This is a genomic window from Pontibacter cellulosilyticus (assembly GCF_014306105.1).
GTDB classification, from domain to species: Bacteria; Bacteroidota; Bacteroidia; order Cytophagales; family Hymenobacteraceae; genus Pontibacter; species Pontibacter cellulosilyticus.
In genome coordinates this window covers 79984-105187 of the sequence record NZ_JACRVF010000006.1, presented here as the reverse complement: position 1 = coordinate 105187, position 25204 = coordinate 79984, and the positions used below count along the sequence as shown (strand labels likewise).

General features: G+C 43.8%; 25 protein-coding genes. 15 read left to right on the top strand and 10 right to left on the bottom strand.

The annotated features are described in order from the left end of the window. Positions 1-3: 3 nt before the first annotated feature. The 8 genes from H8S84_RS18115 (at position 4) to H8S84_RS18080 (ending at position 8566) form a co-directional block, all read left to right on the top strand. On the top strand, positions 4-891 hold the full coding sequence (locus tag H8S84_RS18115) for an NAD kinase (protein WP_187068798.1): 888 nt from the start codon (positions 4-6) through the stop codon (positions 889-891). A 124-nt stretch (positions 892-1015) separates the two neighbouring features. Continuing rightward, positions 1016-2020, top strand: coding sequence for a DUF6089 family protein (locus H8S84_RS18110; RefSeq protein ID WP_187068797.1), 1005 nt, complete (start codon positions 1016-1018; stop codon positions 2018-2020). Between the two features lie 48 nt (positions 2021-2068). Next, positions 2069-2839 carry a type IX secretion system protein PorG gene (gene porG / locus H8S84_RS18105; protein WP_187068796.1) on the top strand — a complete coding sequence of 257 codons (771 nt, stop codon included), beginning with the start codon at positions 2069-2071 and terminating at the stop codon, positions 2837-2839. Positions 2840-2899: 60 nt separating this feature from the next. Further along, positions 2900-3643 (top strand): isoprenyl transferase, encoded by a 744-nt coding sequence (locus tag H8S84_RS18100; protein WP_187068795.1) that lies wholly within the window; start codon positions 2900-2902, stop codon positions 3641-3643. A gap of 8 nt (positions 3644-3651) precedes the next feature. Next, complete coding sequence (gene bamA / locus H8S84_RS18095; RefSeq protein WP_187068794.1) at positions 3652-6129, top strand: outer membrane protein assembly factor BamA; 2478 nt, start codon at positions 3652-3654, stop codon at positions 6127-6129. Between the two features lie 13 nt (positions 6130-6142). Continuing rightward, the gene (locus H8S84_RS18090; protein ID WP_187068793.1) at positions 6143-6796 is read left to right on the top strand and encodes an OmpH family outer membrane protein; all 654 of its coding nucleotides are present in this window, start codon (positions 6143-6145) and stop codon (positions 6794-6796) included. A 30-nt stretch (positions 6797-6826) separates the two neighbouring features. Further along, positions 6827-7441, top strand: a complete 615-nt coding sequence (locus H8S84_RS18085) for an OmpH family outer membrane protein (RefSeq protein ID WP_187068792.1) — start codon at positions 6827-6829, stop codon at positions 7439-7441. Positions 7442-7534: 93 nt separating this feature from the next. Then, positions 7535-8566 (top strand): RluA family pseudouridine synthase, encoded by a 1032-nt coding sequence (locus tag H8S84_RS18080; protein WP_187068791.1) that lies wholly within the window; start codon positions 7535-7537, stop codon positions 8564-8566. Between the two features lie 92 nt (positions 8567-8658). Here H8S84_RS18080 and H8S84_RS18075 read toward each other — a convergent pair whose 3' ends face one another. The 9 genes from H8S84_RS18075 to mazG all read right to left on the bottom strand — a co-directional run bounded on the left by H8S84_RS18075 (position 8659) and on the right by mazG (position 16937). Further along, positions 8659-10257 (bottom strand): tetratricopeptide repeat protein, encoded by a 1599-nt coding sequence (locus tag H8S84_RS18075; protein ID WP_187068790.1) that lies wholly within the window; start codon positions 10255-10257, stop codon positions 8659-8661. A 47-nt stretch (positions 10258-10304) separates the two neighbouring features. Continuing rightward, the gene (locus tag H8S84_RS18070; protein ID WP_187068789.1) at positions 10305-11252 is read right to left on the bottom strand and encodes a PstS family phosphate ABC transporter substrate-binding protein; all 948 of its coding nucleotides are present in this window, start codon (positions 11250-11252) and stop codon (positions 10305-10307) included. Continuing rightward, positions 11242-11427, bottom strand: coding sequence for a hypothetical protein (locus H8S84_RS18065; RefSeq protein ID WP_230407252.1), 186 nt, complete (start codon positions 11425-11427; stop codon positions 11242-11244). The genes H8S84_RS18070 and H8S84_RS18065 overlap by 11 nt, the downstream gene beginning before the upstream one ends. A 192-nt stretch (positions 11428-11619) precedes the next feature. Further along, a complete protein-coding gene (locus tag H8S84_RS18060) occupies positions 11620-12447 on the bottom strand; it encodes an energy transducer TonB (RefSeq protein WP_187068787.1) in 828 nt (275 codons plus the stop codon). Between the two features lie 294 nt (positions 12448-12741). Then, positions 12742-13563, bottom strand: coding sequence for an energy transducer TonB (locus H8S84_RS18055; RefSeq protein WP_187068786.1), 822 nt, complete (start codon positions 13561-13563; stop codon positions 12742-12744). A 3-nt stretch (positions 13564-13566) separates the two neighbouring features. Continuing rightward, the gene (locus H8S84_RS18050; protein ID WP_187068785.1) at positions 13567-14094 is read right to left on the bottom strand and encodes an ExbD/TolR family protein; all 528 of its coding nucleotides are present in this window, start codon (positions 14092-14094) and stop codon (positions 13567-13569) included. Positions 14095-14110: 16 nt separating this feature from the next. Further along, on the bottom strand, positions 14111-14722 hold the full coding sequence (locus tag H8S84_RS18045; RefSeq protein ID WP_187068784.1) for an ExbD/TolR family protein: 612 nt from the start codon (positions 14720-14722) through the stop codon (positions 14111-14113). A gap of 20 nt (positions 14723-14742) precedes the next feature. Beyond that, complete coding sequence (locus tag H8S84_RS18040; protein WP_187068783.1) at positions 14743-15615, bottom strand: MotA/TolQ/ExbB proton channel family protein; 873 nt, start codon at positions 15613-15615, stop codon at positions 14743-14745. A 509-nt stretch (positions 15616-16124) separates the two neighbouring features. Continuing rightward, positions 16125-16937: a nucleoside triphosphate pyrophosphohydrolase gene (gene mazG, locus H8S84_RS18035; protein ID WP_187068782.1), complete on the bottom strand. Its 813-nt coding sequence runs from the start codon at positions 16935-16937 to the stop codon at positions 16125-16127. Between the two features lie 313 nt (positions 16938-17250). Between mazG and glmM the strand changes: the two genes are divergently transcribed. From glmM to H8S84_RS18015, 4 genes are all read left to right on the top strand, one after another. After that, complete coding sequence (gene glmM, locus H8S84_RS18030) at positions 17251-18642, top strand: phosphoglucosamine mutase (RefSeq protein WP_187068781.1); 1392 nt, start codon at positions 17251-17253, stop codon at positions 18640-18642. A gap of 135 nt (positions 18643-18777) precedes the next feature. Then, on the top strand, positions 18778-19920 hold the full coding sequence (locus tag H8S84_RS18025; RefSeq protein ID WP_187068780.1) for a cysteine desulfurase family protein: 1143 nt from the start codon (positions 18778-18780) through the stop codon (positions 19918-19920). Between the two features lie 92 nt (positions 19921-20012). Next, positions 20013-20594 (top strand): LOG family protein, encoded by a 582-nt coding sequence (locus H8S84_RS18020; RefSeq protein WP_187068779.1) that lies wholly within the window; start codon positions 20013-20015, stop codon positions 20592-20594. Positions 20595-20612: 18 nt separating this feature from the next. After that, positions 20613-21119: a hypothetical protein gene (locus H8S84_RS18015; protein ID WP_187068778.1), complete on the top strand. Its 507-nt coding sequence runs from the start codon at positions 20613-20615 to the stop codon at positions 21117-21119. A 72-nt stretch (positions 21120-21191) separates the two neighbouring features. Here H8S84_RS18015 and hemH read toward each other — a convergent pair whose 3' ends face one another. Further along, on the bottom strand, positions 21192-22220 hold the full coding sequence (gene hemH, locus H8S84_RS18010; RefSeq protein WP_187068777.1) for a ferrochelatase: 1029 nt from the start codon (positions 22218-22220) through the stop codon (positions 21192-21194). Between the two features lie 445 nt (positions 22221-22665). Between hemH and era the strand changes: the two genes are divergently transcribed. The 3 genes from era to H8S84_RS17995 all read left to right on the top strand — a co-directional run bounded on the left by era (position 22666) and on the right by H8S84_RS17995 (position 25177). Beyond that, positions 22666-23553 carry a GTPase Era gene (gene era / locus H8S84_RS18005; protein ID WP_187068776.1) on the top strand — a complete coding sequence of 296 codons (888 nt, stop codon included), beginning with the start codon at positions 22666-22668 and terminating at the stop codon, positions 23551-23553. Between the two features lie 62 nt (positions 23554-23615). Beyond that, positions 23616-24929 (top strand): ribosome biogenesis GTPase Der, encoded by a 1314-nt coding sequence (gene der, locus H8S84_RS18000; RefSeq protein WP_187068775.1) that lies wholly within the window; start codon positions 23616-23618, stop codon positions 24927-24929. Positions 24930-24997: 68 nt separating this feature from the next. Next, complete coding sequence (locus tag H8S84_RS17995; RefSeq protein WP_187068774.1) at positions 24998-25177, top strand: hypothetical protein; 180 nt, start codon at positions 24998-25000, stop codon at positions 25175-25177. The last annotated feature ends 27 nt before the right edge of the window (positions 25178-25204 follow it).

Sequence of the window (25204 nt, the reverse complement as noted above, 5' to 3'; positions counted from 1 at the left end):
CTTATGAGAATAGCGATACTTGGAAAACCGTTTAGCGACAACATTGCGCCTTTTATACAAATGCTTTTCGATGAACTGAGCAGGCGCAAAGCAGAGTTATTCCTTGTAGAACATTTTCATCTGTATCTTAAAAACACACTTAATCTGCCAACAGGTATACAAACGTTTAGCCGCGGCGATAAACTGGTTGGCGTAGATGTGGTGCTAAGCATTGGAGGAGACGGCACCCTGCTCGATTCTGTAACCTATGTAGGAGCTCAGGAGATTCCAATTCTAGGGATTAATACCGGTAGGCTTGGCTTTCTGGCAACTATACCCTACGATAGTATAAACATTGCCCTGGACGCGCTTTACAAAGGACACTATACCCTTGATGATCGTGCCCTGATTCGCGTAGATTCTGATCAGGAAGTTTTTGATGGCATTAACTTCGGATTAAATGAGTTTAGCGTATTAAAACGCGATACGTCGGCTATGATAGTTGTTCATACGTATATAGATGGTGAATATTTGAATTCCTACTGGGCCGACGGACTTGTAGTAGCTACCCCTACTGGGTCAACCGGTTATTCGTTAAGTTGTGGCGGGCCATTAGTGCTTCCGCAGACTAACAATTTTGTGATTTCGCCCGTATGTCCCCATAATCTTAACGTGCGCCCAATGATCGTTTCAGACCGCAGTGTTATCTCTTTTGAGGTAGAAGGGAGAAGCAGTGGTTATCTGGCCTCTTTGGATTCAAGGTCTACCCCGGTAGACATGTCGGTGCAGCTGGCGGTAAGGAGGGAGAGTTTTGTTGCCCGGCTCGTTAAATTAAACCATGTTAACTTTTTGTCTACGCTACGTAGTAAACTAAACTGGGGCCTTGACAAACGAAATACACTTATAAAGTAAATTATATTAAATATATCAAATATGATTTCTTTAATAAGCTTAAATAGTTATTTTTGTCTTTGCTAGATTAAAATGGGGTAATTGTTTAGTCCAGAGAATCTCCATCCTTAAGAAATACTTAATTATGAGAAAAATTTGTACCCTTGTCCTGCTGCTTATCTTTACAATTACCTTGGTGGCTACCGAGGCTGAGGCGCAGCGTTTTACACAAAGAAAGAGGTACGGCTCAATCGGCTTAAGTTTAGGTGCCATGAACTACTTCGGCGATATAGTGCCAGAGCCTGACTTTACAAGTTTGCGCTTTAAGTCTACGCGCCCGAATGTAGGCATCAGCTATACGTATAGGTATTTCCCAAGAATTTCGGTGAGAGGAGCTTTGCACTGGGGACGTATTATGGGCGATGACATGCTGAGCGCCTCTGAGAACGAAGCAGAGAACATTGGCCGTTTTAAAAGAAACCTTTCTTTCCGCAACGATATCAAAGAACTTAGCGGAGTAGTTATTGTAGACCTTTTCGAAAACCGCCAGACATACCGCCGCCGTCCGGACTTCGTGCCTTATGGCTTTGTTGGTATTGCAGTTTTCCATCATAATCCAAAAGCATATTACGAGAGAGGTACATACTTTGCCGAAGGCCAGGGAAGCTTAAATCCTGCTGATGATATTCCAACAGGATGGTATGAACTGCAGCCGCTTGGTACAGCCGGCCAGTATGCCGACGGAGACTATCCGGAGCCATATAAGCGTGTAGGTATTGCTATTCCTTTCGGTTTAGGTGTGCGCTACAAACTAGATAGAAACTGGGACTTGAACCTTGAATTGGGCTGGAGAAAAACGTTTACAGATTATTTGGATGACTCGAGTGGCAGCTTCGCAGACAAGGCAGATATCTTGGCTGGTGGCGGTAGTAACCCTAAAGCAGCAGCTTTGCTTTCTGACAGAAGTGCGGCAAGTGGGTTTAATACAGTACCAGATCCGAGTGGTACACCTTATGCTATTGTGCCAGGTTATGGTATAAGCACTAACAATAGAAGAGGTAACGATGCCGATGACGATTGGTATATAAATAGTAGCTTGACAATTAGCTATATACTTGCTCCGAGAGTTAGAAGTCCGAAGTTTAGATAATAGAAAGAACATATGATCGTTCTTCTCTAAACTCCGTAATAGATTTTCATGACATTAAGAATATTCACACAAGGACTCCTTATTTGTGCCATACTGCAGATAGGGAGTCTTTTTTTTACTCCGTCAGCAGCAGGTCAGTCTCGGGTTACGACTAGTGAACTAGGGTTTGGAATAGGCGGCGCAAACTACAAAGGAGAACTCTCGCCTAATTACCGTTTCCTGAACAACCAACCTGCCATCACCCTTTTCTACCGTAGGGATATATCAAGCCCGATTACAGCCAAAGGCGGAATCATGCTGAGCCACCGCATTGTGGATGATAATACCTTTAGCGACGAGGCTTATGACTTACCCCTGCACAACTGGCGCCAGACAGAAGCAAGAATCAGTTTGGCAGAACTTTCTTTAGTTGGCGAATATAATTTTCTGGATTACTATGACCTTAGTCAGAAGATTCGCATATCGCCGTACTTTTTTGGTGGTGTGGCAGGCTTGATTTATAATATCAAAGTAAATACAGATAATCCTGACCTGGAACCTACCCTCGATAAACCATACGAAACGAACGTAGCAGTTTCTATTCCATTTGGGGTAGGTGTTAAGTATGCGCTAAGCAAGCACTGGAACCTTGGGTTAGAGTTTGGTGCGCGTAAGCTTATCATGGACCGCCTCGAAAATGTTTTCGAAATAGACGGCAAGCGTGTAGCCAACCCATACGATAATGATTGGTACTACTATAACGGAATAAGCCTTTCTTATACCATCTATCGCGTAAATTGCCCGCCTCCTTATAAAAACAAGCCCGGAATATTAGATTAGAAAGTTAATCTTTCACAAATTTGCCTTGCATTTTGTAACTTGCAAGGAAATTGTGCTTTAATGAATCTTAAAGAGAAAGTTGACTTGAACAATTTACCCAAGCACATTGCCGTTATTATGGACGGTAACGGGCGCTGGGCAAAGAAGCGGGGAGGATTACGCATATTCGGGCACCAAAGTGCCATTACGGCAGTGCGCGAAACTGTGGAAGCAGCAGCGGAGTTAGGAGTGGAGTATCTCACACTTTATGCTTTCTCTACCGAGAACTGGAAAAGGCCTGCTACAGAAGTGAGCGCTTTAATGCAGCTGCTGGTTTCTACTATCCGAAAAGAGACCGCAACCCTAAACAAAAACAATATCCGGTTACAGACAATAGGCAATACCGACAGCTTACCGGCCTCGTGCCAGCGTGAACTGATGGAGGCAATGGAACTCACTAAGCAAAACTCCAGGATGACACTGGTGCTTGCGCTGAGCTACAGCGGCCGTTGGGACATTACGCAGGCCGTGCAACGTTTGGCAAGTGAGGTGGGTCAGGGTAATATCAGGCCTGAAGACATTAACGAGGCTGCGGTTTCAAATTATCTCTCTACTGCAGGTATACCGGATCCTGAACTGCTGATCCGAACAAGCGGTGAGCAGCGCATCAGTAACTTTTTACTGTGGCAGATGGCTTATACAGAATTATACATAACAGAGCTGCTCTGGCCTGACTTCAGGAAAGAGCACTTATATGAGGCAATCGTTTCGTATCAGCGCCGCGAGCGCAGGTTCGGAAAAACAAGTGAACAACTAACCAAGTGAAAATATTAATGGCAAGATGCATCTGGGTACTTGTGGTCCTGTTAATGGCAGGCACAGCTTCGGCCCAAGTTCAAAACAACCCTTCGCAAACAACTCCAGTAGACTACGCGCAACCTCGCCAGTATGTTATTGCTGATATCACAGTGAGTGGGGCAAACTTTTTAGTGCCTTCCGCGCTGGTTTCCATAACGGGCTTAAAAGTAGGCGACGAGATCACAGTGCCTGGAGAGGATATCAGCCGTGCCATCCAAAAGCTTTGGGAGCAGGGTATACTTGGCGATGTAGAGGTATTTATCACCAAGATCGAGGGTAACCGCATCTGGCTTAACTTTAGCCTTACCGAGCGGCCGCGCCTGGCAGACTTTTCTTTTACAGGTATAAACAAAACACAGTCTGATGCCCTGAAAGGAAAAGTGCCGCTGCAGAAAGGTAAAATAGTAACGGATGCCGTACTTAACAGCACCCGGAATGTAATACGCAAGTACTACAACGAGAAAAGCTACCTAAACGCCAAAGTAAACATAGTGCAGCGCCCTTCTACCACATTGCCTAATAGCGTAGAGCTAAACATTGCTGTTGATAAAGGGGAGAAAGTAAAGATTGGTGAAATCGACATCGTTGGAAACGAGGCTTTTGCTGAAGGAAAGCTAAAGCGCCAACTGAAGAAAACTAAAGAGAAAAAGTTCTACAAAATATTTACCTCTTCTAAGTACCAGAAATCAGAGTATGAGAATGATAAAGATCTTTTGATCAGCTTTTATAACAAAGAAGGCTATCGAGATGCTGCCATTGTATCTGACTCTATATATAGATTAAGCGACGACAGATTAGGTATTAAGATTGTTGTAGACGAAGGAAGCCGTTACTACTTCCGCAATATTACCTGGAAAGGTAACTACCTGTATGATGACACCTACCTTTCACGTGTGCTAGGTATTGAAAAGGGCGATGTATATAACCAGGAAGAGTTGGAGAAGCGAATCAACTATAATCCTACAGCAGGTGTGGATGTTTCAGGTTTGTATCAGAATGACGGATACCTGTTCTCAAGCATCGAGCCTGTAGAAGTAGCCATAGTTGGCGATTCTATAGACCTTGAAATGCGTGTGTTCGAAGGACCACAAGCTACTATAAACAAAATAACCGTATCCGGTAACGATAAAACAAGCGACCATGTAATTTTGCGTGAGCTACGCACGCTGCCTGGCCAAAAGTATAGCCGCGATGCCCTTATCCGTTCGCGAAATGAGTTGGCGGGCCTTGGTTACTTCGATCCAGAGCAGATTGGTATGGTGCCAATTCCAAACCAGGCTGACGGTACAGTAGATATAAGCTACAGTGTGGTAGAAAGGCCAAATGATCAGATCAGCTTGTCTGGTGGTTGGGGCGGACCTATTGGTGCTGTAGGTACTGTAGGACTTACACTGAATAACTTCTCTACACGCAAGCTATTTAATTTATCAGAATGGAGGCCAATCCCAAGTGGTGATGGGCAGCGTCTGTCGCTTAACGTGCAGGCAAACGGTAAATACTTCCAGTCTTACTCATTATCGTTCACAGAGCCTTGGTTAGGTGGCCGTAAGCGAAATTCTTTCTCCGTTAGCTTATTTAAAACAGTAAGAAGATTCCCAGGCGAAGCAGATCAGCGCTTGAATGTAGATGGTGGTGCCATTAGCCTTGGTCGCCGCTTAAACTGGCCGGACGACTTCTTCTACATGAACCACTCCCTGTCTTACAATCGTTATAACCTAAATAACTATGCGCTGTTCCAGGGGTTCGACAATGGTACATCTAACAGTATCTCTTTTGTAAACACGATTGGTCGCAGCAGCATAGATAACCCAACGTTCCCGCGCAGCGGATCATCGGTATCGTTAAGTATAAACTTAACTCCTCCGTACTCACTGTTGTCTGATAGAAAAGACCAGTTTGAGTTCATCGAGTTTAATAAGTTTATGTTTGATGCCTCATACTTTATAAATCTGGCAGGGAATTTGGTGTTGAACACAAGAGCACACTTTGGCTTCTTAGGAACATATAGCCCTAATGAGGAAATAGGTCCTTTTGAACGTTTCAAACTTGGTGGCTCAGGCTTAGGCGGTGGTAACATCTTTGTGGGTACAGAGTACATCGGCTTGAGAGGTTACGACGATGAGCGTGTAGTAAACAACGATGATGTATTACTGCGTTCGGCAGGTGGTGTTGCCTTTGATAAGTTTGTAATAGAGGCTCGCTACCTGATATCTCCAAACCCAGCCGCTACCATTTATGGTCTGGCATTTTTGGAGGCAGGTAACAACTTTGGTTCTTATGAAAGATTTAATCCGTTTAAGCTGTACCGCTCTACGGGTGTAGGTGCCAGAATATTTATGGCAGCCTTTGGTATGCTGGGCTTTGATTACGGTTGGAGACTGGATACTTTACCTGGAGGCGAGAATGATAAACGTGGTATGTTCCACTTTATCATAGGCCAGCAGATACGCTAAAGAAGGAATTAGTATGAAAAAGTTTTTGTTCATCTTTTTAACAGGCTTTTTGCTGGCGCATGTTTCGCAAGCTCAGAAGTTTGGTTATATTGACTCAAATTTTATTTTGAGCAAGATGCCTGCTTACAATAAAGTGCAGCAGGAGATGGACAAATATGCTGAGACCTGGCAGAAAGAAATTGAAAACTTACAACAGCAGGTTGATAAGCAAAAACAGGATTACAAAGCCGAGGAAGTTCTTCTGACAGAAGAGATGAAGAAAAAACGCCAGGCTGAAATTGCGAAGAAGGAGAATGAGGTACGCTACTATCAGCGCAAAGTATTTGGCTACGAAGGCATGATGTTTAAGCGCCGCCAAGAGCTGATGCGACCTATACAGGACGAGGTTTTTACAGCTGTAGAGAAGGTGTCGAAAGCCAAAGGACTGCAGATTATGTTTGACAAGTCCGGCGACCTAGTGATGATATACACTAATCCTGTGCATGACTATACAGAATATGTTCTTGAGGAGCTGGGATTAGCATCTGAAAGACAAAATGCTCCTGGTAAAAAACCCGTAAACACAACAGCCGATGATTCTGGTGACTTACCGGAAACAGGTGAGCAGGAAAGCCAGCAGCAAAACAACAATACTAAGCAGACACCGAAAAAGAAGTCTAAAAACTAGAAACTGAATATTATTTTAATTAACCAACCAATGATGAACAAAATCAAAACCTTAGTAGTAGCGTTCTTACTGATCAGCTTTGCGTCTTTTGCACAAAGCAATGACCAGCCTCTAAAGATTGGTTATACTAACGTAGAATACATCCTTTTGCAACTACCTGAGAGCAAAGAGATCGAGTCTCAGCTTAAGACACACAGCACTCAGCTAGAAAACCAGTTAAAAGGCAAGTATAACGAGTATGAGACGAAGCTACAGGCATATGAGAAAGGTGCCGCTACAATGGATAAAACGATCCGTGAAGACAAAGAGAAGGAGTTAATGAACCTGAATAATTCTATCCAGGAATTCCAGCGTAACGCTCAGATGTCTTTACAGCAGAAAGAGAAGTCTTTGGTAGACCCTGTGATTGCTAAAATTGACAAGGCTATCAAAGATGTAGCTAAAGAGAATGGCTATACTTATGTTATCAGCAACCAGGCACTGCTTGCGGGCCCTGAGAATGGCGACATCTCTCCGCTTGTATTAAAGAAATTAGGTGTTGACCCATCTAAAGTGCAGCAGACGCCAGAGCCAGCTGCTGCTAAGCCAGCTGCTACAACCCCAGCTAAATCTGCTACTAAGTCTCCTGTTAAGAAGAAGAACTAGTATAGCATAGTCTTAAAATAATTTTCTATAGTTAAGAAAGCCGAAGTATTTACCTCGGCTTTCTTTTTGTTATTGCCATATCATAATAGTACCGTGGTTGATTATTTAGATCAGGAAGAAACAGCCGAGGACTCTGATGAGTTGTATGAGCACCATCGGATTGTAGTTGACAAAAAGCAGAGCCTGCTGCGTATTGATAAGTTTTTGATGGATCGGCTGCCAAATGTGACCCGAAACAAGTTGCAAGGTGCTATCAAATCAGAAGCTGTGCAGGTAAACCAAAAGCCTGTAAAGGTAAGCTATAAGGTAAAGCCCAGCGATGTTATTACGGTTACCTTAGCCGAGCCACCACGCGACACAGACATTGCTCCGGAGAATATACCACTGAACATCCTTTATGAAGACAGTGAGCTGCTATTAGTTAATAAGCCGGCAGGTATGGTGGTGCATCCAGCGTACAACAACTGGAATGGAACGCTGGTAAATGCATTGGTGTACCACTTACAGAATCTGCCAACCACACAGAATGGCGAAGGTAGGCCTGGCCTGGTGCATAGAATTGACAAGGATACCTCCGGATTGTTAGTAATCGCTAAAACAGACTATAGTATGGCATACCTTGCCAAGCAGTTCTACGATCACTCCATAGAGAGAACATACTACGCTTTGGTCTGGGGATCATTGAAGGAAGATGCTGGTACCATTGTAGGCCATGTAGGCCGCAGTGCCAAGGATAGAAAAGTGATGACGGTATATCCGGAAGGAGAGTATGGTAAACATGCTGTAACGCATTATAAGGTGTTGCAGCGGTATAAGTACGTAACGCTGGTTAAATGTAACTTAGAGACGGGACGTACACACCAGATTAGAGCACACATGAAGTATATTGGGCATCCTTTATTCTCAGATGCAACCTATGGTGGAGATAAAATTTTAGCTGGCACTCCTAATGGTACTTATAAATCATTTGTAGAAAACGCTTTTAAAGTAATGCCTCGTCAGGCCCTCCATGCAAAGTCGTTAGGTTTTGTGCATCCAGTAACAAAGGAGTTCATGCAATTTGACACGGAGTTGCCAGAGGATTTCCAGCAAGTACTAAGCAAATGGGAGCTTTATGCAGAGTAGTGGGCAATGCCTAAAGTATAAACTATATTATCATAAAACAGAAAGGCCAGCTCATATGAGCTGGCCTTTCTGTTTTATGATAATGCTGCTAATTATCTCTTCTTCTTAGCAGTTTTGTTTATCTCGTTAAGAGCAGCTTCTGCCTGTGCGTTAGTAGGGTCTAGCTGCTTAACAACTGTATAGTGTTTAACGGCATTGTCACGCTCACCTTTCAGGTAATAATAGTAACCAAGGTAAGTGTTGGCCTCGATAAGCTCTTTCTTATACTTCTCGGTTTCGTTACCTGCCTGCTTTACGAACTCCTCGTACATAGGCTTAGCTAAGCCTTGCTCTGTCTCAGGGTCTTGGTTTGCAAGGGCACGAGCTCTCCAGATATAAGCATAAGCATAAGTAGGGTTGCTCTCAGTAATCTTAGCATACGTCTCATCAGCTTTCTTAAAGTCTTCAGACATCATGTAAGCATTACCCATATGGAAGTAGTCTGTGTTAGACACGCCATGCTTATCCTGCTTTAACTGATAAGTTTCAATCGCTTTGTTAAACTGCTTGTCCTTAGCATAAAGGTTAGCCAGGTCATAATAAAGATCAACCTTGCTAGAGTCCATTGAGATAGCCTTATTCAGGTTTTCGATGGCCTGCTTGTTCTGGTTGTTCTTACCTAGAATCTTGCCATAATACTCATAGTCACTAGCAATCAGCTTAGACTTGTCAACCTTCTGCAGGTAAGTATTCATCGCCTCTAAAGCTTTTTCTGGCTGGCCTAGTTCTAAGTATGAATAAGCTCTCAAACGGTTCATTACCGTATTAGTAGGGTCTTTCTGCAGTACCTGCTCTACCTCTTTAAGTGTCTGGTCATAGTTCTTAGTTAAGAACAGGAACGACGCATACTTTGCACGTGTTTCCGGAGTCTTCTCTGCCATGTCCACATACTTCTGGAAAGTAGACAAAGCTCTGTCGTACTGACCTGCGAAATAGTAGAGTTCACCAAGGTCACGATATGCCGGAGCATAGTTCGGATCAATCTCTATTGCTTTTTTAAAGGCTTCTTCTGCCTCGTTGTAATTACGCGAGCTAGTATAAAGCTGACCTCTCTTCAGGTAAGCTTTTGCGCTGCGGTCATCAAGCTGAATAGCTCTGTCATAAGCTGTCATGGCTTCGCCACCTTTTTTAAGCGCCAAGTAAGCATCACCTAGTATAATGTTAGCCTCAGCGTTGTTTTTGTCACGCTCTATAGCTCTCTTCAAATAATCAACTCCTTTATTGATCGTTGCCTCAGATGCATTAGGCGCTGTTACATAAGCCTCACCAATCTCAGTAAGTACGTTAGAGTCTTTCTTACCTCTCTTCATTGCATCCTCGAAATGGTTTTCAGCGGCAGACATGTTGCCTTTCTGAATTTCGATTTTGCCCAAGCCAACATGTGCTAACGAAGACTTTTTATTCTGAGCCAGTGCCTGGTTAAAATAGTAGGCTGCTGAATCAGGTTTCTCAGTTTTAAGATAGATATCTCCCATGGCAAAGTATGCTTTATCGGCATCTTTAGAACCAAGCTGAGACTTATAAAATGATTTAGCTTCTTCATAGCGCTCTAAATCAACGGCTCTTTGTCCTGCACTTCCTGATTGTGCGAACGCTGCTGTTGCAGGAAAGGCTGCCGCCATTAGGGCGATATACTTCCAGTTTTTAGTCATTGTAATTTAAGTTTAGTTGTTTCTTTTGTTTGTTTAAAATAGGGCAGTTAATTTCTTAGTCCAACAACCCGAACTGGCATTGTGGCAGGCACAAGTCCGGATTTAAGCATAATGCGCTGTCCTTTATCCCCTGCTACATAGGATGCAAATCCTGTGCCAAGACCGGTACGGCCTTCAGTACTAATAATATACAAGTAACGGCGCAGTGGATATTCTCCTTGTGCTATGTATGCTTGGTAGGGTTGGTAATAGCTGCCTGTGGTAAAAGGCGCAGGGTCTCGGCTAACGCCAACAACCTTAATTTGATTCATAAAGCCGATCACGGTAGAATCGTCAAAATCGCTAATCCAGTTCACGCCTATCACGCCAATAGCGTTTTCGTTCTGGTTCACATAATCGATCAACGCTTTGTGTGAATTAGACGCAAAAGTGTTTGGAGGTAGAGGTTTGCCTGCAATTAAAGAGTCGCGCACGTAGCGGGCCGTGCTTGAGTTGTTATTGTCGAAAACGATAGTAATGTCTCCTAGCTTTGATTCTTCGTCTAGTTCCTTCCAGGTTTTTACCTTTCCAGAAAAGATGTCTTTTATCTCATCAACTGTCAGAAGTGTGTCTTTATTGTTACGGTTTACAATAAGTGCTACTGCATCTATAGCGATTTTAGTTTCTCGCGGCACTAGCTTGCGGTTTTCGAAAATTGCCTTTTCCTCAGCATTCAGGATTCTGGATAAAACTGCAACTCTTACACTATCGTTTATCAGGTCTTGTACAACCTGCCCCTCAGGTTTGTAGGCTGCTGTAATGTCAGCATATTTGTATATACCTTCAAACGTACTTACCTGCGTTTCCATAATAGGCTGGAAAGACTCATCAATGCTGATGTTTATACTTCCTGTAGTAGGTGTGTCCAACTCTTTTTTAGGATCACTTCCGCCACAGGAAAAGAGGGTTGCTGCAAGTGCTACTCCTAAAAGGATACTGCTGAATTTACTCTTCATTCCTGTTTCTCCTTGATTTCTTGTTGAGTTGGTATACACGTATAAAGCGCGCTGCTCCGTAAAGTATAAGTATGCCTCCTAATACATAGCGCACCTCGTTTGATAAGTTTAGGTTTAACTGCTGTTGGTCTACGGCAATTAAAAATATGCCTAATCCAACATACAGTAAAGTCATGAGCAGGCTAAATAACCTTACAAGTTTTTGTGCTGTACTAGCTGCTGATCGTTCTCTTTGAGGCCTTAGCATTTTGTAGTATTGCTAACAGGTTTATTGTTTAACCCTTAAAAATAACGTTTGTATATTAAAAAAGAAAGCAGAAGCATATAATTCAGCTTATATACTCCTGCTCCAATTATCTCTTTTATCTTATCTCATACTAAATCTTATTGGTAAAGTATACCTTACAGCCACAGGTCTTCCATTCTGTTTGCCGGGCTTCCAGTTCGGCATTCCACGCACCACACGCAGTGCTTCTTCGTCGGTACCATAACCCAAACCTTTCAATACCTCCGCGTCACGAATCTCTCCGTTGGGGGCAACCACAAAAGTAACGACAACTAAGCCCTGAATGTTTTCTCTTTGTGCAGCGCTTGGGTAATTAATCTTTTTGCCAATGTAGTTCATCATGGCCTTTTCACCACCTTTAAATTCCGGCATTTCCTCTACATGAACAAATACACTTGGAGCCTCCTCGCTTTTACCACTGTCTAGTCCACTTGGTGCTTCGTTAACGATTACTGCATCCGGGGTTTTTAACTCTATTCCGTCGATTTTCTCGTTGCTAAATGCGGCTCCTTTTAGTTCATCTTGGTTGGCAAGTATTTTCTCTTCTACGTTAGCATTGTTAGGTACAATCTTAGGCTCTGTGTAGATTGCTGTCTTCACTTTTTCCTTTGGTGCTACTGCAACTTGTTCCTCTACTTTCGGCTTTTCTATTTCCGGAATTACATTCGTTAATTCTATCACCTTGTAGCCTTCTGTACTCAGGGTATCTTTAACTTCCTGAGGAGGGAAAAACTTTGATTTAATTAGAGGAGTAAATATGGCCCCTGCAAATACTATGGTAGCGCATACTACAGCAAACTTAATGTTGCGGTCGTATACGTGGCGTAGCTGATAGGCACCATATCCCTTGTTTCTGTCTTTAAAGATCACCTCGTTAAAGGTTGCGCTTAAATAATAGCTCTTTTCCATGGCTCTGATTGTTTAAGTGTTGTAAGATTTTAGTTTTTGCTTTCTGTTGTTTTAACCTCAGCCTATACTTTGCTGCGGTTAACCTTTAGGCAACTTTACGACCTTGCGACTGCCTTTCCTTCTCATATCATGATGTGAGAGCACTCAAAACCGGATTTAAGAGGTATTATTAGTGGCATCAACGGATTATTTATCCTTTTGCACCACTTCATCTCTTGGGCTAATCTTTAGCTATAAACAAAAAAGCCAGCCGGGTAACCGACTGGCTTTTTATAGTCACTGCTTTTGCAGTTATTATTTAATAGTAAATCGTACTGGAAGTGTGTAGCGCACAGGTACTGCTCTACCGTTCTGCTTACCCGGAGTCCACTTAGGCATTGTTTTCACAACGCGCATCGCTTCTTCATCGGTACCGGCACCAAGGTTTTTCACAACCTGGATTTCAGAGATTTCACCTGTTTTACTTACTACGAAAGAAAGTACTACCAGACCTTCAACTCCGGCACGCTGTGCTGCTGCTGGGTAGCGGATGTTTTTAGCCAGGTACTTAAGCATTTCTGTTTCTCCTCCAGGGAAAGTAGGCATCTGCTCAACGTACGTATATGGCTTTTCTTCTACTACTTCGGCTACAACTTCGCTTGTACCGTCAATGTCCCCAAGATCCAGAGGAGCACCTTTAACGCCTTCTACTGTTTTAGTACCAACGTCAACATCCTTCAGTTCTGCAACATCCGGAATTTCTTCTTCCTGCTGCACCTCTTCGTCACGCTTCACAATTGGTGGTGTGTACTTCACCTGTGCACGTACTGGCGGCGGTGGCGGCGGAAGATCTGGCGGCGGCGGCGGCGGCGGCGTATTCTCTTCTAATGGTGGTGGCGGTGCTAAATCTACTTCTGTGATAATTCGCTCTACCACTTCTTCCTCTTCTTCAGATGCTAGCAATCTGTTAATTAGCGGGATGCTGATAAACAGAAAGAATAAAATTGTAGCAATGATCGAGGCTCTTGTGATATGCTTGTTATACAGTCTGCGAAGTAAGTATGCACCATACGCTTTATTACGTCCTTCAAAGACGATATCATCAAGCGATGCTTTTGCGAACTGACTTGCGTCCATATCTTATTGTCCTGTTTTTTGCTGAACTAGTTGTTTGTCGTTGTCGGTAATATCAACAAGGGCGAACTTTCTAGTATCAGTGATTTTTAACTCATCTAAAATGTCTACTACGTTCTTGTAGCGAGACTCTTCCATAGGCTTAATCATCACGGTCATTTTCTCATTAGACTTAACGCGTGGCGATAAAAGCACTTTTCTGATTCCACTTGCAGAGTAATCTGTCTCTAACACCTCAGGGTTTTCGGCAGGATCTCCTAAACCAAAGTAATAGTATACTTTGTCATTGTCTCCAAGTACAATCGTCATAGCGTTACTTGCTTTCAGAGGAATCTGCTCTTCTTCGTTCTCAGGCTTCACAGGCATGTTAATTTCCATGGTCTGTGGCTTACTGAAAGTTGTAGTAAGCATGAAGAACGTTAACAGAAGAAATGCAAGGTCCACCATAGGAGTCATGTCCAGGTGTACAGACATTTTTTTGGATCTTTTCTTCCCGCCTTTACCGGAGTCGGCTTTTTCTTGTATTTCTGCCATTTCTTATCTCCTTGAATTAAAGGTTAGTCGGTTTATTTTCCATGTCGGTAATCAGGTTGAATCTGTTTACCTTTCTGTCTTGCAGTGTGTTGATAACCTTCTGAACTGTTTTGTAATTCACGTCCTGGTCACCTTTGATGGCGATTACCACCTTAGGGTTTGTAAGACGTGTCTGGTGTACCCAGTCAGCTAACTCATTGTTAGTAGAATCTACTGGTATACCAGGAGCGTTCTTATCAAACTTCTTACGTGCATCGCTTTCCATGGCTAAGTATGACTTAAGCCTGTTCATCGGAACACCGAAGTTGGTTAAGAGTGAGAAGGTTTCAATTTCTGTCGGAGTGAACCCAACACCATATTTGCCCGCCATCTTGTTTAGCAGCGCTTCCTTTGTTTGCTTGCTGTCAACTCCGAAAAATACACGGTCGTTTTTGTCAACCGTTATTACTATTACGTTAGATTCCGGTAGTTTGATCTCTGAAACTGAGGATGGAGTGTCTACCACTACGGCCTCTTCAGGAGAAAACTGCGTTGTTAGCATAAAGAAAGTAACCAGCAAGAAGGCAAGGTCCACCATTGGTGTCATGTCCAACGTTGGTTTGGTCCTTTTTACTTTTACTTTAGGCATTTTCTTGTGTTAAGAGTCAATTAAACAGTTTGTGGTCTTACTGGAGCTCCAGTTGTTTCGTGCTGAGCAGCGAAAGTAGAGATAATGCTGAAACCAGCCTCATCAATGCTATAAGTCAACTCGTCGATTTTGCTAGTGAAATAGTTGTAAGCAACGATTGCAAGAGCAGAACCTGTAATACCAAGGGCAGTGTTGATCAAGGCCTCAGAGATACCGTTTGAAAGAGCAGTTGCGTCTGGAGTACCTGCAGCAGCAAGAGCCGAGAACGCTTTAATCATACCAAGTACCGTACCGATCAGACCCACAAGTGTAGAGATCGAAGCGATAGTAGAGATAACTACCAAGTTTTTCTCAAGCATTGGTAACTCAAGTGAAGTAGACTCCTCGATCTCCTTCTGGATAGCAGCAATTTTCTCAGCTTTCAAAAGCTCAGGCTCGTTCTGCATTTCTTTATACTTAAGCAAACCTGCTTTTACTACGTTGCCTACAGATCCTTTTTGAGCATCGCAAGCAGCAATAGCACCGTTGATGTCGCGCTGGTTAAGTTTAGCAGAGATAGTGCGTACGAAGCCAGAAACGTTTTTAGTACCTTTTGCTTTGTTGATAGTTAGCATACGCTCGATAGCGAAGATAAATACCATCAGTACAAGAGCCATCAGAACAGGTACAACCCATCCACCTTTGTAAACAATTCCTAGGTAGTTACCTGGAAGTGGGTGATTTTCATTGCTTCCGCCTTCGAAGTTTGCTGGGTTACCAAGTACGAACATATAGATCAGAACGCAAACTAAGATTGCCAAAGGAATAACGATAGAAGCAAATAACGAGCCACCAGTGCTGGCCTTAGTTTCTACATTAGCATTTTTGCTTACTACTGCAGTCTTTTTTTCCATTTTTTTAAAGTTTAAAGTTTAGCTGTTTGTGTTGTAATAAATTGTTAGTGTTAATATAAAATGTAATTGTTTCGGTTTTAGTTCTTTATTCAAATTGCAATTTCTGCTTTTTCTCCAATTATCAAATACTATATAGTATAAAATTTTACAAAGTAGGTTACAGTAATGTTACTTATGCGAGTTTGTAACCAAGATTAAGCATTATACGCCATTTCGCAGTATAGCCCTTCTACAAAACTAAATATTTTATCAACTTATGCAAAGTATACCTGCGAGTTGTATGCTTATTTATACTTCTCCACTATTTACTTTAGAGTGCCGGGATAACACAAAGTATGATTTAGATAAAGGAGATATTTTACTTGAAGCTGTTACCTGTGCTGTAACCACATGGTATGGTAGTGCTGATGCTAAGTTAATTAAAAGTATGTTCGTATAAGCAGTTGTTCTTTAAAATTAGGGAAAAGTGCTTTAAATATAGCTAATGTATAGCAGAGTTGTATGCTTGCCTACAATTTTTTAGCCTTATTCCAATAATAATCCATTTCTTCCAAGCTCATGTCCTGTAATTGTTTGCCGTCTTTAGCCGCCTCTGTTTCTAAAAACTGAAAGCGACTAATGAACTTGAGATTTGTTTTCTCCAGCGCTTCCTCAGGATTGATATCTATAAATCGAGCAAAGTTTATCAGTGAAAAAAGCAGGTCTCCGAACTCTGCTGTAGCGCTTTCTTTGTTTATTGTGCTGACGCTCTGCACATTAAACTCTATTTCAAACTCTTTTAGTTCCTCTTTTACCTTTTCCCATACTTGTGCCTTATCATCCCAGTCAAATCCTGCGCCCCTAGCTTTTTCCTGAATACGCATAGCTTTTACCAATGCAGGCAGCGAGGAGGGTACACCGCCCAACACTGATTTATTACCTTCTTTAAGCTTTAGTTTTTCCCAGTTTTGCTTCACTTGCTCCTCAGTTTCGGCTTTTGCGTCGCCATATATGTGCGGGTGTCGGAAGATCAATTTATCGCATTGGCTGTTCAGTACATCGGCTATATTAAAGGCGTTTTGCTCTGAGGCGATTTTGGCATAGAACACTAGGTGCAACATGATATCACCAAGCTCTTTTTTAATCTCTGGCAAATCATTTTTAAGTATGGCATCAGAGAGTTCGTATGTCTCCTCGATGGTTAGGTGCCGGAGACTTTCTATAGTTTGCTTGCGGTCCCAGGGGCACTTCTCGCGTAGTTCTTCCATTACGTCCAGCAGGCGGTTAAATGCCTGCAGTTGTTTTCCTCTAGGGCTGTCGTCAAAATTTATAGGAGCTGTCATAAAAGCAAAGATAACAAAACAGAGGCAAAAAAGGGTGGTTTGCTGTTTTGCCTCGGAGTATACTTTATGCCTTACCTCTATACTTTGCTCTGGTTTGCCTGCGTTAAAGATTAGTACTTTTTGCAGAACAATATGGCACTAGAAACGCTGAGTTATTTGAGGGGTCAAGCCCGTTGTTAATTATTTTGTAGGTTAAATAGCCTTTGCATGGGCACACAGGGGTGTGCAGCAGTTTTTGCCTAAGTACAGGGTCTTACTTTTCTTAAAGTCTTATAAAATTCACTACTTTTGCGGCATTAATTAATTACAACAAGTGGCTTTAATAAAATCAATTTCCGGTATTCGCGGTACTATCGGAGGACGGGCAGGAGAAGCTCTTACTCCAGTAGATGTTGTGAAATTTGCTGCTGCTTTTGGCACATGGGTGCTGAAAACAACAGGTAACAACACCATAGTAGTTGGGCGTGATGCACGTATTTCCGGCGAAATGGTAAACAAACTAGTATGTGCTACCCTGCAAGGTTTAGGCATCAATATCATTGATGTAGGCTTGTCTACTACACCAACTGTAGAGATGGCTGTGCCTGACATGAAAGCAGGTGGTGGCATTATACTTACAGCCAGCCATAACCCGAAACAGTGGAACGCATTGAAGCTGTTGAACGAGAAGGGTGAGTTTATTTCAGATGAGGAAGGAAAGCTGGTGCTGGAGATTGCCGAGAAAGAAGCGTTCGAGTTTGCGCAGGTAACAGAGCTGGGCAGTTACAAAAATGATAACACAACCCTAGAGAAACATATTCAGGCTATACTTGCTTTGCCGCTGGTTGATGTTAAAGCCATCCAAGAGAAGAACTTTAGCATTGCCATAGACTGTGTTAACTCTACAGGCGGTATTGCAGTGCCGATGCTGCTGGAGGCGCTAGGTGTTAAGACAGTTGAAAAACTATTCTGCGAGCCAGACGGAAACTTCCCGCACAACCCGGAGCCGCTTCCAGAGAACCTGCGCGAAATCTCTAAAGTAATCGAAAAAGGCAAGTTTGACCTGGGTATCGTAGTTGATCCGGACGTTGACAGGCTAGCCCTGATAAACGAGGATGGCAGCATGTTCGGCGAAGAGTATACTTTGGTGGCTGTGGCAGATTATATCCTGCAAAACCAGAAAGGCAATACTGTTTCCAACCTATCGTCTACAAGAGCATTGCGCGATGTAACCGAGAAAGCTGGCGGAGACTATTATGCCGCTGCCGTTGGCGAGGTAAATGTAGTAAATATGATGAAGGCTCGGAATGCAGTCATCGGTGGCGAAGGCAACGGCGGTATCATTTACCCTGAGCTGCACTATGGCCGTGATGCCCTGGTTGGCATAGCTTTATTCCTAACGCACCTGGCAAAGTCCGGTTTAAGTATGACGCGCCTGCGCGCCACTTATCCTGGCTACTTTATTTCTAAGAACAAGATCGAGCTTACCCCTGAAGTAAATGTAGATGAGGTGTTGGTGCAGATGCAGGAGCGTTATGCTAAGCAGCCGATCAATACCATCGACGGTGTAAAAATCGAGTTTGGAAAAGAGTGGGTGCACCTGCGCAAGTCAAACACAGAGCCGATTATCCGTATTTATGCAGAGTCTGATAGCAACGCTACGGCAGATCACTTGGCTAACAAAATCATTGCTGACATCAAAGAAATCATTTCTGTTAAAGCATAATGTGTTGTTGCTGTAGCATAGTATAACCAGCACTTAACAGTTGCGCCAGAGGAGAAACAAAGTCTTTTTCTCTCTTGGCGCAACTTTTTTTTATACTTTAGTGGTTCGTTTATAGTGAATTCATCCCAAAATATCATGCGTGTTTATTTAGATAATGCTGCTACTACCCCTCTGGATAAGGAGGTTTTTGATGCCATGGCGCCTTTTATGCTCGAGCACTTTGGCAACCCGTCGTCTATACATTCGCATGGACGTGAAGTGCGCTCAGCCATAGAAAAAGCCCGCAGAACGGTAGCAACGTTACTTAACACGTCACCAGCCGAAATATTTTTTACCTCTGGTGGTACTGAGGCTGATAATGCCGCCATTCGCTGCACTTGCCGCGCTTATGGTATAAAACACGCGATAACTTCTAAACTGGAACACCATGCAGTTTTGCATACTATGGAGCTACTGGCGAAAGAAGAGGGGGTGCAAATAACTTACCTACGCCACGACGAACGCGGTAACCTGGATCTGGAGCACCTGGAGGAACTGCTGGCAAACCAGCCTCGCACGATGGTTTCTATCATGCACGCGAACAACGAAGTAGGTACCTTGAACGATATTGAAGCGATTGGTGAGATCTGCAGGGAGTATGATGCTGTTTTCCATTCGGACACGGTGCAGACAATGGCGCACTACAAGCACGATGTGCAGGCGTTAGGCGCAAACTTTATAGTAGGGTCGGCTCATAAGTTTCATGGGCCAAAAGGTGTGGGCTTTTTGTACTGTGATGCCAACATCAAAATACAGCCGCTTATCCAAGGTGGATCCCAGGAGCGCAACATGCGTGGCGGCACCGAAAATGTGTATGGCATCATCGGTCTGGCAAAGGCACTCGAAATCGCATACCGCGACATGGATGAGCATGCCAAGCATATTCAAGGGCTGAAAGACAGGATGATCTATAAGCTGCGTGAGCAAATGGAGGATGTAAGCTTTAACGGCATGTCTGAATTTAGTGACAAGAGCTTATATACTGTACTGAACGTAAGCCTGCCTGCTTCTGATATCAATGAAATGCTGCTATTTAACCTGGATATACATAAGATTTCAGCGTCTGGCGGTAGTGCTTGCAGCAGTGGGGCCAATGCCGGTTCCCATGTATTACGTGCCCTTAATGCAGATCCTGACCGCGGTTCTGTACGCTTCTCGTTCAGCAAGTATAACACCGAGGCAGAGATAGATTTTGCGGCCGAAACATTGGCTAAAATGTATAAAAAAGAACTGGCGTAAGCTAAGTATAAAAGCTTCAAAAATATTTAAAGGCTTCAGCAGCAATGTTGAAGCCTTTATTTGTATGTTTGACTTTTGTTTTAAGTATACATATGAGAAGTATAGGTATTTTCTGTGGAGCTAACCACGGAACAAACCCGGTTTACCAGGAGGCAGCAGCAGAATTAGGGCGGCTAATGGCGCAGCAGAATATTTTGCTGGTATATGGCGCCGGCAATGTAGGGCTGATGGGTACTATAGCCGATGCAGTATTGGCAGAGAAGGGCAGGGCTGTGGGGGTCATACCTCAGAGTTTAGTAGACCGGGAAGTAGCGCACAAAGGCTTAACCGAACTACATGTAGTACAAACGATGCATGAGCGTAAAGCTATGATGGCTGCCAGATCAGATGCTTTTATTGCGATGCCTGGTGGCTTCGGCACATTCGACGAGATCTGTGAGATTATCACCTGGAACCAATTAGGCATTATTAGAAAGCCTGTAGCCTTTTATAATGTAAACGGCTTTTGGGATAAGTTCCTGGATATGGTGGACCATACTGTAGCAGAGGGTTTTGTGAAGTATGACCAACGCGAAAACCTGATTGTAGAAAGTGTTCCCGAAGTGCTGCTGCAGAAGATCAGAAGCTATGCCGATGCCACTTCTGACTATTGGATCGACTTCAAGAGAATCTAATCTAATTTTTTATATAACATGGCGCTAAAATTTACTCGTTTCAGCAGAGGCACAAAGCTGCTTATGCTATCGCTGCTCTTCGTGTTGCTGTTAACAGAAGCGCGTGCTCAGGATGTTTTCTCTGTTGGGCCAGCCCTGCATTTTAACTTCGGCGATAAAAAACCGAAAGTTAGCTGGGGTGTCGAGGCCGCCTTATGGTGGTATCAAGACCAGTTTCCCATTAGTGCCAATATCGGTTTTGACAGGCGAAAAGGTAGTACGGTGCTTTACTCTCAGGCGCAGACCGGAATAGGTATTGCAGGTATCTCCGCTGGGCCTTATCTGGAGTTCAGGAAAGAAAATTCGCCAGTGCTGGGTGTACAGACAGACTACTGGATAAACTATTTTGCCGGTTTAAACTACAGGGTAAGGTACGGTGGCGGTGAAAAGCAAAGGGCATTAGGCTTTTATATTAAGGCGCCTATTACTGTCGGTTCTGAAAGTGAGAACGGCGATGACGATGACTGGGATTGGGACTGGGATTAAGCTTAGAGTATAAGTATAAAAAAAAGCCGCTGGTAATTAGTATCAGCGGCTTTTTTTATACTTGGAACACACCTAGTGCTTAAGAATCATTTCTCTAAGGGCTTCTACCCATGTATCGTTTGAGTTGAGGCTTTCCACCAGCTGCCATTTCTCTCCACCGGCGTGCTCAAACATCTCTTTAAATTCTTCTCCTACCTCAATAGTGGTTTCCAGGCAGTCGGCAACAAAGGCAGGGCTATAGGCCAGTACTTTTTTAATTCCTTTGGCAGGAAGCGTCTTCAATACTTCGTCTGTATAAGGCTGTAGCCATGGGTCTTTCAGAAGCCTCGACTGGAAGGTAACCGTATACTGGTCTTCGCGCAGGCCCAGCTTCTCGGCCAACAACCTGGAGGTGGCGAAGCAGGCGGCCCGGTAGCAGTACTTATTACGCTTATTATAGGTATTGCAGCAGGCTCCTAATTGGCAGTAACCCTTGTCGCTGCCTTTCAGCACCTGGCGTTCTGGTAAGCCGTGGTAACTGAAGATTACATGGTCATAATTGTCCTGCTCCATGTGCTGCTTGCCCAGTTCCGCAAAGGCGTTGATAAAACCAGGATCGTCGCAGAAAGAGGAGATAAAGTTGATGCTAGGTATAACCCACCATTCACGCACAATTTCCATTACCTTATCCTGAACCGAGCCAGTAGAGGCGGCGGCATATTGCGGGAAAAGCGGGAGTACAATAATACGGTCCACACTCTTGTCGCGTAGTTCTTCCAGTGCACTTTTTATACTTGGGCTTTGGTAACGCATGCCAAAGGCAACATGATAGTCATCACCCAAAGCAGTTTGAAGCTTTACCTTCAGGTCAAGGCCATGGTACAGCAGCGGAGAGCCGCGCTCGGTCCAGAGTTGTTTGTATACAATAGCTGACTTTGGAGCCCGGAATGGAGCGATTATGCCATTTACCAGTGCATAACGGCCAACAGGATTTATATCGATCACGCGAGGGTCCAGGAGGAACTCGCGTAGGTATTTTCTTACGTCAGGCGTGTTGGGGCTATCTGGTGTGCCGAGATTCACCAACAATACGCCAATCTTACCAGCTTTTTTCTTGCTCATTTATACTTTAAAGTGCTTTTGCTTTACAAAGATACGAAGTATAACTCGTTTGTTATTAATTGATAGTTTCTATGTCTTGATAGAGAGCGTGTGGTAAAGCAGAAAGTATGGCAAAATGTTTAGAAAATTACACTCGCAAAGAGAGTTTCGCAAGAGTAATCATAGCCCTGCGCTCCCTTTATGAGGTAAACTTGGTGCTATAACTGTAGCTGCTGTACAGGTTTTATATCCCTAGCTGTTCCTCGGACAGGTCGCGACCTTGAACGCACCAAAGCAAAAGATGAAACGATACAGCAAGTAAGACTGAGGAATAGCAGCAGCTATAAAGAAAGGCAGAAACACAAGTGCCTCAACACCAAACTCTTTCCCTTAATTCACATTAAATCATACATCCCGCCTTAGTCTCGTAAAAAAGAAGTAATTTTGCATCCTTAAATTTAAGAGTATGGCCGAAACACCGCATAAAGCCGGATTTGTAAGTATAGTGGGCAAGCCAAATGTAGGCAAATCTACGCTGATGAACGCGCTGGTAGGGGAGAAGCTCTCTATTATCACCTCAAAAGCGCAGACTACGCGGCACCGCATAATGGGTATCCTGAACGGCGATGATTTCCAGATCGTGTATTCTGATACACCTGGCATCATAAAGCCGCAGTACGCCCTGCACGAATCGATGATGGGCTTTGTGCGCACCTCGCTGGAAGACGCCGATGTTATACTTTTCGTGACGGACATTTACGAGAAGCACGACGAGGATGACGTGATCAAACGCCTGCAACATGCCGAGGTGCCTATTCTGCTGCTTATCAATAAAATTGACCAGGCCACTGAGGAGGAGGTAAACGAAAAAGTAGCTTACTGGCAGGAAGTAATGAAACCGACTGAGATTTTGCCGATATCTGCTTTGCATAACTTTGGCCTGGACCATCTGTTTCAGCGCCTGCTCCATTATCTGCCGGTGCATCCAGCCTTTTATCCCAAAGATGAACTGACTGATAAGCCGGAGCGTTTCTTTGTGTCGGAGATCATCCGGGAGAAGATCCTGCTGAACTATAAAAAAGAAATTCCTTACAGCTGCGAAGTTGTGGTAGAGGAGTTTAAAGAAGAAGAAAATCTTATCCGCATCCGTGCTGAAATTAGTGTGGAGCGCAGAAGCCAGAAAGGTATTGTGATTGGCAATAAAGGTGAGGCGCTTAAAAAAGTAGGCACACAGGCCCGGGTGGACATGGAGGATTTCTTCCAGAAAAAAGTATTTCTTGATTTATACGTGCGCGTGAACGAGAACTGGCGAACCGACCAGAAGCTGCTTCGCCGTTTTGGCTACAGCGAGTAGCGCACCATAAAGCTTCGGGGCAAGGTGCTCCGAGGGCACTTTAACTATTTTATTTTAGAACGATGTCATCAAACATCATTGCGATCGTAGGTCGCCCAAACGTGGGTAAGTCCACGCTATTTAACCGCTTAATTGGCCAGCGCAAAGCCATCATGGACAACGTGAGCGGCGTAACCCGCGACAGAAGCTATGGCCACGGCGAGTGGTGCGGAAAGTTTTTTACAGTAATCGACACCGGTGGCTATGTACATGGCTCCGACGATATTTTTGAATCTGAAATTAACCGCCAGGTAGAGTTGGCCATGAACGAGGCCGACGTTATCCTTTTTATGGTGGACGTAGACGCTGGCTTAACCGGCCTTGACGAAGAGTTTGCTAACGTGCTTCGCCGTACCAAAAAGCCGGTTTATGTTGTAGCCAACAAAGCCGATAACAATGCCCGCATGCACCAGATGGGTGAGTTCTATGCCATGGGTGTAGGCGAAGAAATCTACCCGATCTCATCTCAGAGCGGCTCTGGAACAGGTGAGTTGCTAGACGAGGTAGTGAAGCACTTTAAAGACGAAGGAATTGAAGACCCGGATGCCGGTATTCCAAAAATTGCTGTATTAGGCCGTCCGAATGCTGGTAAGTCTTCTTTTGTAAACCTGCTTTTAGGTGAGGAAAGAAACATTGTAACCGATATTGCCGGCACAACACGCGATGCGATCCATTCCCGCTACAATGCCTTTGGCAAAGAGTTTATTATTGTGGATACAGCTGGTCTTCGCCGCAAAAGCAAAGTAAGCGAAGACATTGAGTTCTATTCAGTGATGCGCGCCATTCGCGCCCTGGAAGATGCCGATGTTTGTATTGTAATGCTGGATGCCACCCGTGGTATCGAGGCGCAGGACGTAAACATCATTACACTGGCCGAGAAGAACCGCAAAGGCATCGTTATACTTGTGAATAAGTGGGACCTGGTAGAAAAGGAAACTAATACTACTAAAGAGTTTGAAGAAGAAATCTTAAGCCGTATTGCACCTATAAAGTATGTGCCTGTTGTCTTTACTTCGGTGCTTACCAAGCAGCGTATACACAAGGCTGTGGAGAAAGCGATGGAAGTATATGACAATAAAACGCAGAAGATACCTACCTCTAAACTAAACGACCTGCTGTTGCCAGATATTGAGCGTTATCCGCCACCGGCAATCAAAGGTAAGTTTGTAAAGATTAAGTATGTAACGCAGCTGCCGACGCACAATCCAACGTTTGCGTTCTTTTGTAATTTGCCGCAGTATATTAAGGAGCCATACATGCGCTACCTGGAGAACAGAATGCGTGAGCACTTTGGTTTTGAGGGGGTTCCGATAAAGTTAATCTTCAGGAAAAAGTAGAGAATATATTAGGGGATTGAAATATAGTAGTATATTTGTCTCTTCATTTCATAAAACAACAAAACATCATGAAAAAAGTATTCGGTTTACTATTTGTTGCTGGTCTTTTCGCTTTCGCATCTTGCAACAACGCAGAAGAGACTGCTGCTGAAGTAGAAACTACTGAAGAGACTGTAGTAGAAGAGGCTCCAGTTATGGAGGAAGACACTACTGTAGTTCCTGTTGACACTACTGAGGCTGCTCTGTAATCAACAAACCCTCCTGGCGCATGGCCA